General features: G+C 73.3%; 12 protein-coding genes. 7 read left to right on the top strand and 5 right to left on the bottom strand.

Translation table 11 applies throughout. The annotated features are described in order from the left end of the window. Positions 1-65: 65 nt before the first annotated feature. Positions 66-1,247, bottom strand: coding sequence for a quinolinate synthase NadA (gene nadA, locus IE329_RS39135; RefSeq protein WP_073923262.1), 1,182 nt, complete (start codon positions 1,245-1,247; stop codon positions 66-68). A 195-nt stretch (positions 1,248-1,442) separates the two neighbouring features. On the opposite strand from nadA, the gene IE329_RS39130 reads away from it, so the two are divergent. The 3 genes from IE329_RS39130 to IE329_RS39120 all read left to right on the top strand — a co-directional run bounded on the left by IE329_RS39130 (position 1,443) and on the right by IE329_RS39120 (position 4,643). Continuing rightward, positions 1,443-2,369: an NADP-dependent oxidoreductase gene (locus IE329_RS39130; protein ID WP_190215838.1), complete on the top strand. Its 927-nt coding sequence runs from the start codon at positions 1,443-1,445 to the stop codon at positions 2,367-2,369. A gap of 83 nt (positions 2,370-2,452) precedes the next feature. Then, complete coding sequence (locus IE329_RS39125) at positions 2,453-2,917, top strand: Lrp/AsnC family transcriptional regulator (protein ID WP_073923264.1); 465 nt, start codon at positions 2,453-2,455, stop codon at positions 2,915-2,917. 358 nt (positions 2,918-3,275) lie between these two features. Then, positions 3,276-4,643, top strand: coding sequence for a pyridoxal phosphate-dependent decarboxylase family protein (locus tag IE329_RS39120; protein WP_229928138.1), 1,368 nt, complete (start codon positions 3,276-3,278; stop codon positions 4,641-4,643). A 99-nt stretch (positions 4,644-4,742) separates the two neighbouring features. Here IE329_RS39120 and IE329_RS39115 read toward each other — a convergent pair whose 3' ends face one another. Next, entirely contained in the window at positions 4,743-5,630 is an 888-nt protein-coding gene (locus IE329_RS39115; protein ID WP_190215837.1) for a GNAT family N-acetyltransferase, read from the bottom strand. Between the two features lie 211 nt (positions 5,631-5,841). On the opposite strand from IE329_RS39115, the gene erpA reads away from it, so the two are divergent. Beyond that, positions 5,842-6,195 (top strand): iron-sulfur cluster insertion protein ErpA, encoded by a 354-nt coding sequence (gene erpA / locus IE329_RS39110; RefSeq protein ID WP_073923267.1) that lies wholly within the window; start codon positions 5,842-5,844, stop codon positions 6,193-6,195. A gap of 115 nt (positions 6,196-6,310) precedes the next feature. Here the strand turns inward: erpA and IE329_RS39105 are convergent, their stop codons facing one another. Beyond that, the gene (locus IE329_RS39105) at positions 6,311-7,012 is read right to left on the bottom strand and encodes a hypothetical protein (protein ID WP_190215836.1); all 702 of its coding nucleotides are present in this window, start codon (positions 7,010-7,012) and stop codon (positions 6,311-6,313) included. 129 nt (positions 7,013-7,141) lie between these two features. Continuing rightward, entirely contained in the window at positions 7,142-7,360 is a 219-nt protein-coding gene (locus IE329_RS39100) for a hypothetical protein (RefSeq protein ID WP_190215835.1), read from the bottom strand. A gap of 236 nt (positions 7,361-7,596) precedes the next feature. On the opposite strand from IE329_RS39100, the gene IE329_RS39095 reads away from it, so the two are divergent. Beyond that, positions 7,597-8,574: a carbohydrate kinase family protein gene (locus tag IE329_RS39095; protein ID WP_190215834.1), complete on the top strand. Its 978-nt coding sequence runs from the start codon at positions 7,597-7,599 to the stop codon at positions 8,572-8,574. Between the two features lie 59 nt (positions 8,575-8,633). Here the strand turns inward: IE329_RS39095 and IE329_RS39090 are convergent, their stop codons facing one another. Then, a complete protein-coding gene (locus IE329_RS39090; RefSeq protein WP_190215833.1) occupies positions 8,634-10,181 on the bottom strand; it encodes a cysteine desulfurase/sulfurtransferase TusA family protein in 1,548 nt (515 codons plus the stop codon). Between the two features lie 358 nt (positions 10,182-10,539). Between IE329_RS39090 and ctaC the strand changes: the two genes are divergently transcribed. Further along, positions 10,540-11,391, top strand: coding sequence for an aa3-type cytochrome oxidase subunit II (gene ctaC / locus IE329_RS39085; RefSeq protein WP_190215832.1), 852 nt, complete (start codon positions 10,540-10,542; stop codon positions 11,389-11,391). Continuing rightward, positions 11,391-12,506: cbb3-type cytochrome c oxidase subunit I (locus IE329_RS39080; RefSeq protein WP_190215831.1), on the top strand; the 1,116-nt coding region annotated here is incomplete at its 3' end. The genes ctaC and IE329_RS39080, both read left to right, overlap by 1 nt.

Genomic DNA, 12,506 nt, shown 5'->3' with positions numbered 1-12,506 from the left:
GAGGGCGGGCACCCCCGGGGGTGCCCGCCCTCACACATGCCCGCGACCGCGGGGCCCGCCGCCGGCTACGGCAGGGCGAGCATCCGGTCGAGCGCGGCCTTGGCGTACTTCTCGGTCTCGGGGTCGACGGTGATCACGTTCGGCACCCGGCCCTCGACCAGCGACTCCAGCGCCCAGACCAGGTGCGGCAGGTCGATCCGGTTCATGGTCGAGCAGAAGCAGACCGCCCGGTCGAGGAAGACGACCTCCTTGTCCGGGTGCGCCTTGGCGAGCCGGCGGACGAGGTTCAGCTCGGTGCCGATGGCCCACTTGGAGCCGGGCTCGGCGGCGTCCAGCGCCTTGATGATGTACTCGGTCGAGCCCACCATGTCGGCGGCCGAGACCACCTCGTGCTTGCACTCGGGGTGCACCAGCACGGTCACGCCGGGGATGCGGGCGCGGACGTCGTTCACCGAGTCCAGCGAGAACCGGCCGTGCACCGAGCAGTGCCCGCGCCACAGGATCATCTTGGCGTCGCGCAGCTGCTGCTCGGTCAGCCCGCCGTTCGGCTTGTGCGGGTTGTAGAGGACGCAGTCGTCCAGCGACAGGCCCATCTCGCGGACGGCGGTGTTGCGGCCCAGGTGCTGGTCCGGCAGGAAGAGCACCTTCTGGCCCTGCTCGAAGGCCCACTCCAGCGCGCGCTCGGCGTTGGAGGAGGTGCAGATGGTGCCACCGTGCTTGCCGGTGAAGGCCTTGATGTCGGCCGAGGAGTTCATGTACGAGACCGGCACCGTGACGTCGGCTATGCCGGCGTCCGTGAGCACGTCCCAGCACTCGGCGACCTGCTCGGCGGTGGCCATGTCGGCCATCGAGCAGCCGGCCGCGAGGTCCGGGAGGATGACCTGCTGCGCCGGGCCGGTCAGGATGTCCGCGGACTCCGCCATGAAGTGCACGCCGCAGAAGACGATGTACTCGGCCTCCGGGCGGGCGGCGGCGTCCCGGGCGAGCTTGAAGGAGTCGCCGGTGACGTCCGCGAACTCGATGACCTCGTCGCGCTGGTAGTGGTGACCCAGGATGAAGACGCGGTCGCCGAGGGCGGCCTTGGCCGCGCGGGCCCGCTCGACGAGGTCGGGGTCGGAGGCGGCGGGCAGGTCCCCGGGGCACTCGACGCCGCGCTCGCTGTTGGGGTCGGCCTCGCGGCCGAGCAACAGCAGGGCGAGCGGCGTCGGGGTGGGGTCGACGCCGTAGGTCTCAGTGGTGGTGGTCACGGGCGGGTGCCCTCCTGTGCCGGCCGGGTTTGTCGAAGCGGCCTTCTCGTCTATCTGACGTTATCTATCATAACCCGGTTAGCGTCAGATTGACGATGGCCGTCCTGTCGATGTGATCAGAACCGCTCGACCAAGCGGAGTCTTCCCGGCGTGTGCCGGAGGGTGTTCACGGGGCTCCTGGGGTTGGCTGGCCGGATGAAGGCAATCGCGATCAGGCAGTACGGCGGCCCCGAGGTCGTCGAGTTCACCGACCTCCCCGACCCCAGGGTCGGGCCGGACTCGGTGCTCGTCCAGGTCCGGGCGGCCGGGGTGAACCCGGTCGACTGGAAGGTCCGCGAGGGGCGCCTCGACGGCACCTTCGACGTGCACTTCCCGCTGATCCCGGGCTGGGACGTGGCCGGGGTGGTCCGGTCCGTCGGCGGGGCGGTCACCGAGTTCGCGCCCGGCGACGAGGTGATCGGCTACGTCCGCAAGGACTCCGTCGAGCACGGCACCTACGCCGAACTGGTCGCCGCTCCGGTCCGCACCCTCGCCCGCAAGCCCGCCGCGCTCGACTGGGCGCAGGCCGGCGGGCTCCCGCTGGCCGGGCTCACCGCCTACCAGAGCCTGGTCAAGGCCCTGCGGATCAAGGCCGGCGAGACCGTACTGGTGCACGCGGCCGCCGGCGGCGTCGGCCACCTCGCCGTCCAGATCGCCAGGGCGCTCGGCGCCCGGGTGATCGGCACCGCCGGCCCGCGCAACCACGCCTACCTGCGGGAGCTCGGCGCCGAGCCGGTGGCGTACGGGGACGGCCTGGCCGAGCGGGTCCGCGAGCTGGCCCCCGGGGGCGTCGACGCCGCCCTGGACCTGGTCGGCGGCGACGCCGTCGCCGTCTCCGCCGGTCTGGTCGCCGACCCCGCCCGGATCGCCTCGGTCGCCGACTACGGAGTGGCCGCCCGCGGCGGCCACTACGTCTGGGGCCGCCCGGACAGTGCCGACCTCACCGCGCTCGCCCGCCTCGCCGACGAGGGCCGGCTCACCGTCACCGTCGCCTCGACCCTGCCGCTCGCGCAGGCCGCCTCCGCCCAGGCCCTGAGCGCGGAGGGCCGGACCAGGGGCAAGATCGTGCTCCTGGTGGACTGACCGGCCCGATCCCCCAGAATGGGCGGTGAACCGTTTCCGCGGATCACCGCCCAGCACGCCGTACGACCGGGAGCCCCGCACCGATGAGCACGAGCCGACCGCCAGAGCCGGGCGGAGCCTCCCTGGACGAGACCGACCGGCTCGTGCTCGCGCAGCTGGGCCGCGACGGCCGGGCCTCGTACGCCGAGATCGGCCTGCTGGTGAACCTCTCCGCGACGGCCGTGCGCCGCCGGATCGACCGGCTGCGGGCCCGCGGCGTGGTGCGCGGCTTCACCGTCGTGCTGGACCCGGCGCTGCTCGGCTGGCAGACCGAGGCCTTCGTCGAGGTGTACTGCCGGGAGCGGACCGCCCCCGAGGAGATCCTCGCCAGCCTGCGCCAGTTCCCCGAGGTGGTGGCCGCCTGGACGGTCACCGGCGACCCCGACGCGCTGGTCCACCTGCGGGCCTCCGACACCGGGCACCTGGAGGCCGTGATCGAGCGGATCCGCAAGGAGCCGGGCGTCCAGCGCAGCCGCAGCTCGGTGGTCCTGTCCCGCCTGATCGGCTGACCCGTCCGGGCCCGGCCGGTCTCGTCGGCCCCGGTCCTCGTCGGCCCCGCCCGGGTCGGCCGCCGTCCGTGGGCCCGCCGTCCGTGGGCCCGCCATCCACCCGGCCCGGCACCCGTCGCACCGTCCGTCGCACTGCCGGCCCCACCCGGCCCGGCACCCGTCGCACCGTCCGTCCCACCGGCCCCACGCAGGAATCCTGCGCGGGGCGGCCCGAACACGCCCGAAAGCTGCCCCACCGGCCGGGTTCCGACGCGCGTGCGGACCGCCCCGCTGCCTAGGCTGATCATGCCGGTCCGCCCCAGGCTCCCCAGCCCGCGCGGCCCGCCTCCCCGACCCCCCGAAGCCGAGAGGGACACCCGTGTCCGCTGCCCCCCACCGCATGCACCGGCCCGACAGCGAGCTGGTCGACCTGGTATTCGACTACATGCGCGAGCGGCTGCAGTACGACCCGGTGCCGCTCGACCACCCCGGCGACGGCGACCACCTGCGGGCCCGGCTGGCCGGCGTCCTCAACGCCACCGGCAACAACCCCGCCGACGTGCTCAAGCTGTACGACCACGAGCTCTCCCGCGCGGTGATCTCGGCCGACAGCCCGCGCTACCTCTCGTTCATCCCCTGCGCCCCCACCAAGGCCGCGCTGCTCTTCGACATGGTGGTCTCCTGCGCCTCCCTGCAGGGCATCTCCTGGCTGGAGGCGGCCGGCGCGATCGCCGCCGAGAACCAGGTGCTGCGCCTGATCGCGGACCGGGCCGGCCTGCCCGAGTCGGCCGGCGGCACCTTCGTCTCCGGCGGCTCGGCCGGCAACCTCTCCGCGCTGGTCGTCGCCCGCGACACCGCCCGCCGCAAGCTCGGCGTGGGCCGGGAGGCCACCCTGCGGATCGCCGTGGCCGACCAGGTGCACTCCTCGGTCAAGAACACCTTCAACATCATCGGCGTCGAGGCGTTCGTCGTCCCGACCGTGGACCGCCGCTTCACCGGCGAGGCGCTGCGCGCCGCGCTGGCCGCGGACCCGGACCCGGAGACGGTGATCGCGGTGGTCGGCACCGCCGGCACCACCAACGAGGGCATCGTCGACGACCTCCAGGGCCTGTCCGAGGTCACCCGCGAGCGCGGCCTTTGGTTCCACGTCGACGGCGCCTACGGCGGGGCCGGGCTGTTCGCGCCCTCCGTCCGCGCGCGCTACGACGGCATCGAGCACGCCGACTCCTTCGTGGTCGACCCGCACAAGTGGCTGTTCGCCCCGTTCGACTGCGCCGCGCTGATCTACCGCAACCCGCAGCTCGCCCGCGCCGTGCACACCCAGGACGCCTCCTACCTGGACGTCCTGCACACCGAGGGCGACGAGTGGAACCCCACCGACTACGCCTACCACCTCACCCGGCGCGCCCGCGGCCTGCCGCTCTGGTTCTCGCTCGCGGTGCACGGCACCGACGCGTACACCGACGCGATCGAGGAGGGCCTGCGGCTGGCCCGGGAGAGCGCCCGGGTGATCCGCGGGACGGAGCACCTGGAGCTGCTGCACGACCCGCAGCTGTCCGCCGTCTGCTTCCGCCGCAAGGGCTGGACCAACGACGACTACTACCGCTGGTCGCAGCAGCTGCTCGCGGACCAGATCGGCTTCGTCACCCCCACCGGCTGGGACGGCGAGACGGTGGCCCGGTTCGCCTTCCTGCACCCGGGCACCACCATGGAGATGGTCCAGGAGATCCTCGACACCATGGCGTGAGCCGGTGCGCCGGGTGCGCCGGTACCTGAGCCCGTGAGCCCGTGAGCCCGTGAGCCCCTGGATCCGGGGGCCCGCGGGCCCGCGGGCTCACGGCCCAGGTCAGAGGAAGCCGCCGCTGGGGATGTACGGAGTCGGCGGGCGCATGCCCCGGACCGCCAGGTAGCCCCGCGTCCCCAGCGAGAGGCCGACCTCCAGCCCCACGTCCACGGCCCACTCCTGCTCGGCGGTGAGGAACTCCACCTCGGCCTCGGTGCCGTCGGGCACCCGGGCCAGCGCCTCGCGCAGCAGACGGGTGGCGATCCGCTTGGACGTCGCGGCCAGCAGCTTGACCGAGCCGCCGTCCCGGTAGCAGTAGCCGCTGCCCGCGAGGGTGTCCGCGACCAGCAGCTCGTCGTAGTGGGCGAGCATGAAGTCGTGGTCCGGCCCGTGCGCGGCGCCCCGGGCGCCGCGGTCCACCGAGTCCAGCAGGTGCCGGTGCACCGGGCCGCCCGGATGCACCGGGATGTCGCCCGGGTCGAGCAGGCCGGCCCGGTCCACCCGGCCGGCCAGCGTCATCGCCGGGTGCAGGGTGAACCCCGCCCGCCGGTAGCGCCGGGCCGCGGCGGGGGAGGGCGAGGCGCAGAGCAGCCCGCGCAGGCAGCCCCGCCCGTGCGCCGCCGCCTGCTCCAGCAGCAGCCGCCCCACGCCCTGCCCCTGGGCGGCCGGCAGCACCACGAACAGGGCGAGGATCCACACCCCTTCGCGGCGCATCGACAGGGCCGCGCCCACCGCCTCGCCGTCGTGCTCGGCGATCCAGCACCCCTGCGGGTCGGTCCGGGCCAGATGCCTGGTCCGGGCGAGCTGCTGGACGGTGCGGGCCTCCTCCTCGGGGGCCTCCGTCCGCCCGCCGCCGCCCGTGCGGTCGGCCAGGTCCTGGAAGGCCGAGCGGGCGATCCGCCGCACGGCCTCGGCGTCGGCGGCACTGTCCCGTACCTGGCGCAGGATCATGGCACCCATCCTGGCAACCGGGGGCGCCCCGGGTGGGTGGTTCCCGCGGATCGGGCGATGACCATACCCGCGGGGTGTGCGAGCATGGGGAATGTGCGGGAACGGGCCGCGAATCCCGTCCCCCGAAAGAACCACCGCCCGGGGAAATGAATCCGGGTGGCCGCTGGTTGGTACTGGCGGCAGATCGTCGTCAACGACCGGGAGTAAGCAGATGACCGTCCAGGACGAGACCACCGTCGAGAGTGGTCTGCTCCTTACCGATGCCGCCGCGGCCAAGGTCAAGGGCCTGCTGGAGCAGGAAGGCCGCGAGGACCTGGCGCTTCGCGTCGCCGTCCAGCCCGGTGGCTGCTCCGGCCTTCGTTACCAGCTCTTCTTCGACGAGCGCTCGCTCGACGGCGACGTCCTCAAGGACTTCAACGGCGTCAAGGTCGTCACCGACCGCATGAGCGCCCCGTACCTCGGCGGCGCCACCGTGGACTTCGTGGACACGATCGAGAAGCAGGGCTTCACGATCGACAACCCGAACGCCACCGGCTCCTGCGCCTGCGGCGACTCGTTCAGCTAGCAGCAGCACGAAGGCGGCCCCGGGATCCCTCCCGGGGCCGCCTTCGTCATGCCCGCCGCCGTTCCGGCAGCGGTGTCCGCCGGGTGCCGGCCGCTGTCCGTCGGCCGGCCGCCGGCTACTTGTCGGCCGGCACCGGCGGCCCGCCCGCGATCTCGGCCTCCAGCGGCACCTCGGCGCCGGTGGAGGCGTCCACCACGGCGCGGCCCATCAGCGGGCCCTTGAGGTCCGCCGTCACCGCCTGGCGCTTGGCCACCGCCGCGCAGGCCGTGCCCGCGGGCATCGGGGCGGCCACCACGATCCGGACGTTCACCCGGCCGGGCTGGGACTCGTCCGCCTTCAGCCCGTACTTCTCGCAGATGCCGCCGTAGAACAGCACGGTCAGCCGGTTCCCGCTCAGCTGGTAGCCGATGGTCTGCCGGGCGCCGGGGACGGGCGCGGGCTCGCCGGGGGCGATCCCCGGGGTGGCCGGCGCCGGACCGTCCGGGCCGATGCCGGGCGTCGCGCCGGTGCCCGGGGTCGGTGCGGCGGAGGGGCTCGCGGACGGGCCGGTCGGCCGCGGATCCGGCGCCGAAGCGGTCGGCGCGGGCTCCCCGGGCGCGATCCCCGGCCCGGTTCCGGCGGCCGAAGGGTCCGAGGGCGCCGTGACGGAGGGCGAGGCCGTCGCCGCGGTGTCGGAGGCGGCCGGGCCGCCACCGCCGCAGCCGGCCACCGCCGCGAACGCCAGGGCGACGCCGGCCAGGGCCGCCGCCCGTCGTCCGGCGCGGCGTGCGGTGCCGGGGTTCCGCCCCGGCCGGGCCTTCGTCTGCAGATCGTTCACTGGACTTCCTCCCGAGGGCTGGGCGGCGCCGCCTCCCCGGCGGCACCGCGCCGGTTTGACGTGCCCCGGAGGAGTCCGGTTCCACCGGGCGCCGCCCAGCGGCGGCGGCACCCGGTGCACGGGGGGTCCCTACATCCCGTACTCGGCCATTCCGGCGACCAGCCGCTGCGCCCCGGACGACACCGCGAAGCCCGGTCCGGCCGCCACCACCGGCTCCTCGCCGACGGCGGACGGCGGCCAGAAGCGGCCCAGCCGACGGGACGAACTCACCAGCGCGTCCAGGGTGTCCAGGTCGGTGTCACCCCGCAGGGCGGGGGAGACGCGCAACGGGTGCTGACTGGAATTCATCGGGTCATCGCTCCGATCACCGTGCCGTGGCGACGGTGCCACGGACGTGGACGGGGGCCGCTGACGGGCCCCTCTGCTGCGACCCTAGGACGCCCGCCGGGCGGGGACCAGAGCTACCCGGAGGTAGTACCCGTTCGTGCCAGGGCACCGACGTCTACGGCCCGGGTGCCCCGGGCGGGTACCGTGGGGAGGTTCGTCCGCTGCCCCTGGCCCTGCCGCCACTCTGAGGAGACCCCGTGCGTATCGCCGTCGCCGGCTCGATCGCCACCGACCACCTGATGACCTTTCCCGGCCGGTTCGCCGACCAGCTGGTCGCCGAGCAGCTGCACACGGTGTCGCTGTCCTTCCTGATCGACACCCTCGACATCCGCCGGGGCGGGGTCGCCGCGAACATCTCGTTCGGCATGGGTGTCCTGGGCCTGCGCCCGATCCTGGTCGGCGCCACCGGGGCCGACTTCGCCGAGTACCGCAGCTGGCTGCAGCGCCACAACGTGGACACCGAGTCCGTGCACATCTCGGAGACCCGGCACACCGCCCGCTTCATGTGCACCACGGACGAGGACCACAACCAGATCGCCTCCTTCTACACCGGGGCGATGGCGGAGGCCCGCTACATCGAGCTCAAGCCGATCGCCGACCGGGTCGGCGCCCTGGACCTCGTCCTGATCGGTGCCGACGACCCGCAGGCGATGGTCCGCCACACCCAGGAGTGCCGCACCCGGGGCTACGCCTTCGCCGCCGACCCCTCCCAGCAGCTGGCCCGCCTGGAGGGCGACGACATCCGCGAGATCGTCGACGGCGCCGCGTACCTCTTCACCAACGAGTACGAGGCCGCGCTCATCGAGAGCAAGACCGGCTGGGACGCCGACGAGATCCTCACCCGGGTCGGCACCCGGGTCACCACCTTGGGCAGCAAGGGCGTGCGGATCGACCGCAAGGGCGAGGCGCCCATCACGGTCGGCTGCGCCCCCGAGGAGCGCAAGACCGACCCGACCGGTGTCGGCGACGCGTTCCGGGCCGGCTTCCTGGCGGGCCTGTCCTGGCAGCTCGACCTGGAGCGCTCGGCCCAGCTCGGCTGCATGCTCGCCACCCTGGTGATCGAGACCGTCGGCACCCAGGAGTACGAGCTGCGCCCCTCCGCGTTCCTGCAGCGCTTCGAGAACGCGTACGGCGCGGAGGCGGCGGCCGACATCCGGGCGCACCTGGTCAAGTAGTCCCGCCTGCCCCGCCCGTCCTGACCGTCCCGCCCGGTCCGCCGTGTTCCCCGGCGGGCTCAGGCGGTGCGGCGGACCAGGTAGGCCACCCCCCGGTCGCCGCCGTAGCCGGCGGCCGGGGCCTCGCCGAGGTACTCCTGCCCGCGCATCCCGCACCAGGCCGGGATGTCCAGCCGGGCGGCCTCGTCGTCGGCCAGCACCGCGATCGTCCCGCCGGCCGGCACCTCGCCGATCCGCCGGGCCAGCTCGATCACCGGCAGCGGGCACCGCTTGCCCAGCGCGTCGAGGACCAGCGCCCCGCCGCCCGCCGCGGCCACCCCCGCCGCTTCGCCGTCCGGAGCCCCGCCCGCCGCCGCCCCGCCCCCCGCCGCCCCGCCCCCCGCCGGCTCCCCGGCGTCCGGCCCGCCGGTGTCCCCGGTGCCGGGCTCCCCGCCCCGTACCGTCACGGGGGCGGCCCCGGCCGGGGCGGGCAGGTCCAGTCCGAGCGGCGCCCGGACCTCCGCGACGATCCCCGGCAGCACCGCGAGGAACCGCTCGACCTCCGCCTCGGTGGCGTCGAAGGGCAGCGAGACCCGGACGTTGCCCTCGGTCAGCACCCCCATCGCGGCCAGCACGTGGCTCGGGGTCAGGGTGGAGGAGGTGCAGGAGGAGCCGGAGGAGACCGCGAAGCCCGCCCGGTCCAGCCCGGCCAGCAGCACCTCGCCGTCCACGTACAGGCAGGAGAAGGTGACCAGGTGCGGCAGCCGCCCGACCGGGTCGCCGACCACCTCCACCTCGGGCACCAGCAGCGGGACCTGCGTCCTGATCCGGTCGACCAACCCGTGCAGCCGCGCGTTCTCCCGTTCGGCCTCGGCCCGCACGGCCCGCAGCGAGGCCGCCGCCGCCACGATCGCGGGCACGTTCACGTAGCCGGGCACCCGGCCAGCCTCGCGTTCGTCGGCGGGCAGCGGGGAGGAGTACCTGACGCCCTTGCGGACGACGAGCACCCCGACGCCGGCCGGGCCGCCCCACTTGTGGGCGCTGGCGGTCAGCAGGGACCAGCCGGCCGGGACGGCCGCCCGCCCGGCGCTCTGCGCGGCGTCCACCAGCAGCGGTACGTCGCCGCAGACCGCGGCGACCTCGCCGACCGGCTGGACGGTCCCCACCTCGTGGTTGGCCGACTGCAGCACGGCCAGCGCGGTGCCGGGCCGCAGGGCGGCGGCGAAGTCCGCCGGGGCGGCCCGGCCGAGCCGGTCCACCGGGACGACGGTGACCTCGCCCGTCCCGCTCCCCGCGGGTGTCCGCTCCCACTGCTCGGCGGTGTGCAGCACCGCGGAGTGCTCCACGGCGGAGTGCACCAGGTGGGCGCCGCGGCGGCGGTTGCCGGCCAGGGCCCCGAGCATCCCCAGCTGCAGGGCCTGGGTGCCGCTGGCGGTGAACGCCACCTCGTCGGCCCGGACGCCCAGCACCTCGGCGACCGTCCCGCGCGCCGCGTCCAGCAGCATCCGGGCCTGCCGGCCCGAGCGGTAGAGCCGGGCGGGGTCGGCCCAGCCCTCGTCCAGCGCGGCGGTCAACGCCTGCCTGGCGACCGGGTGAAGCGGGGCGGTGGAGGCGACGTCGAAGTACACGGGATCATTCAACTACAGACCCGGGGTCGCCCGGCCGTCTCACCGCCCGTCAGTCGATCACCCGGTTTGTCCGGTTCGTCCGCACCCGACGGGTCGTCACCCACCTCCCGGGGGTGTGTCCCCCGATCGGGCGTACGACCCTCGAAAGTCTGCTGTGACCTGGGAATCCGCCCCGGCCGGGCCTGATCGGGCGACCGGGCGGCGCGTTACCGGGACCTGCCCGTCAGCAGCGCATAAGCCTGGAGTAGGGTTTGGCCCGCATAAGCATTCAAACCGTGCCCGTGGACGGGTCGCCGGGGAGGGTCTCCACCCTCCTCGGAGCGACGCGAAGGCGGGCGAGACTTCGGGAAGGCGCTACGTGAGTCCCAACGGCTCCGACCGCTCGCCGCGGCGCACGATGCGGCGGAAGCTGCCTCAGGCGCTGGCACTGGGCCTCGTCATCGCGACCGCTACCGGCTGCTCGGCCAATGACCTCCCCAGGCTTGGCCTCCCGAAGCCCGTCACGGTGGAAGGGCCCCTGGTCCTCCACATGTGGCAGGGCTCGTGGATCGCGGCGCTGGCAGTGGGCGCACTGATGTGGGGTCTGATCATCTGGAGCGTGATCTTCCACCGGCGCAGCCGCACCGGTATCCAGATCCCTCCGCAGACCCGGTACAACGTGCCCATCGAGGCGCTCTACACCGCGGTCCCCATCGTCATCGTGTCGGTGCTCTTCTACTTCGTCGCCCGCGACGAGTCGCGGTTGATCTCCACCTCCGAGAAGCCCGCGCACACGGTCAACGTGGTGGGCTTCCAGTGGAGCTGGGCGTTCAACTACGAGAACACCGAGAAGCCCGACCCGACCAGCACCACGGCGGCGTACGAGGTGGGCACGCCCGCCGAGCCGCCGACGCTGTACCTGCCGGTCAACGAGTCGGTCAAGTTCGTCCTCACCTCGCGGGACGTCATCCACGACTTCTGGCCCGTCAACTTCCTGATGAAGATGGACGTCGTGCCGGGCGTGGTGAACAAGTTCGAGGTCACGCCGACCCAGATCGGCGAGTACAAGGGCAAGTGCGCCGAGCTCTGCGGCGTGGACCACTCGCGGATGCTCTTCAACGTGAAGGTCGTGTCCCGCGCGGACTACGACGCGCACCTGGCGGACCTGCGGGCCAAGGGCCAGACCGGCGCGGTGCCCTCCGGCATCACGACCATGGGAAGTGAAGAATAGTGACCATCCTCAACGAGCCCGCCGCGGCCGGCGGGGGCGCCGGGGCCGTCACGGTCGGCGGGGGCCAGCGCACCCGCAAGCCGGGTTCCACCATCATCAAGTGGCTGACCACCACCGACCACAAGACGATCGGCACCCTCTACCTGGGGACGTCGTTCGCCTTCTTCCTGATCGGTGGCATCCTCGCGCTGGTCATGCGCGCCGAGCTGGCTCGTCCCGGGACGCAGATCCTGTCGAACGAGCAGTTCAACCAGGCGTTCACCATGCACGGCACGATCATGCTGCTGATGTTCGCGACGCCGCTCTTCGCGGGCTTCGCGAACTGGATCATGCCGCTGCAGATCGGCGCGCCCGACGTCGCGTTCCCGCGGCTGAACATGTTCGCCTACTGGCTGTACCTGTTCGGCTCGACGATCGCGGTGGCCGGCTTCGTCACCCCGCAGGGCGCGGCCGACTTCGGCTGGTTCGCGTACTCGCCGCTGTCCGACGCCGTCCGCTCGCCGGGCATCGGCGCCGACATGTGGATCATGGGTCTGGCCTTCTCCGGCTTCGGCACCATCCTCGGCGCGGTCAACTTCATCACCACGATCATCTGCATGCGCGCGCCCGGCATGACGATGTTCCGGATGTCGATCTTCGTCTGGAACGTCCTGCTGACCGCGGTGCTCGTCCTGCTGGCCTTCCCGGTCCTCGCCGCCGCGCTCTTCGCGCTGGAGGCGGATCGAAAGTTCGGGGCTCACGTCTTCGACCCGGCGAACGGCGGGGCGCTGCTCTGGCAGCACCTGTTCTGGTTCTTCGGCCACCCCGAGGTGTACATCATCGCGCTGCCGTTCTTCGGCATCGTGTCGGAGATCATCCCGGTCTTCAGCCGCAAGCCGATGTTCGGCTACTCCGGCCTGATCGCGGCCACCATCGCGATCGCCGGTCTGTCCGTGACGGTGTGGGCCCACCACATGTACGTCACCGGGCAGGTGCTGCTGCCGTTCTTCTCCTTCATGACCTTCCTGATCGCGGTCCCGACCGGTGTGAAGTTCTTCAACTGGGTCGGCACCATGTGGAAGGGCTCGCTGAGCTTCGAGACCCCGATGCTCTGGACGGTCGGCTTCCTGGTCACC

The sequence above is a fragment of the Kitasatospora indigofera genome (assembly GCF_014655955.1).
GTDB lineage: Bacteria > Actinomycetota > Actinomycetes > Streptomycetales > Streptomycetaceae > Kitasatospora > Kitasatospora indigofera.
This window is presented reverse-complemented; position numbering and strand designations above follow the sequence as displayed.

What these genes read in the sequence shown, in the direction of transcription:
- IE329_RS39115 (WP_190215837.1), bottom strand. Translation starts at nt 5,630, where the DNA reads ATGATCCTGCGCCAGGTACGGGACAGTGCCGCCGACGCCGAGGCCGTG.
- erpA (WP_073923267.1), top strand. Translation starts at nt 5,842, where the DNA reads ATGACCGTCCAGGACGAGACCACCGTCGAGAGTGGTCTGCTCCTTACC.
- IE329_RS39100 (WP_190215835.1), bottom strand. Translation starts at nt 7,360, where the DNA reads ATGAATTCCAGTCAGCACCCGTTGCGCGTCTCCCCCGCCCTGCGGGGT.
- IE329_RS39130 (WP_190215838.1), top strand. Translation starts at nt 1,443, where the DNA reads ATGAAGGCAATCGCGATCAGGCAGTACGGCGGCCCCGAGGTCGTCGAG.
- IE329_RS39125 (WP_073923264.1), top strand. Translation starts at nt 2,453, where the DNA reads ATGAGCACGAGCCGACCGCCAGAGCCGGGCGGAGCCTCCCTGGACGAG.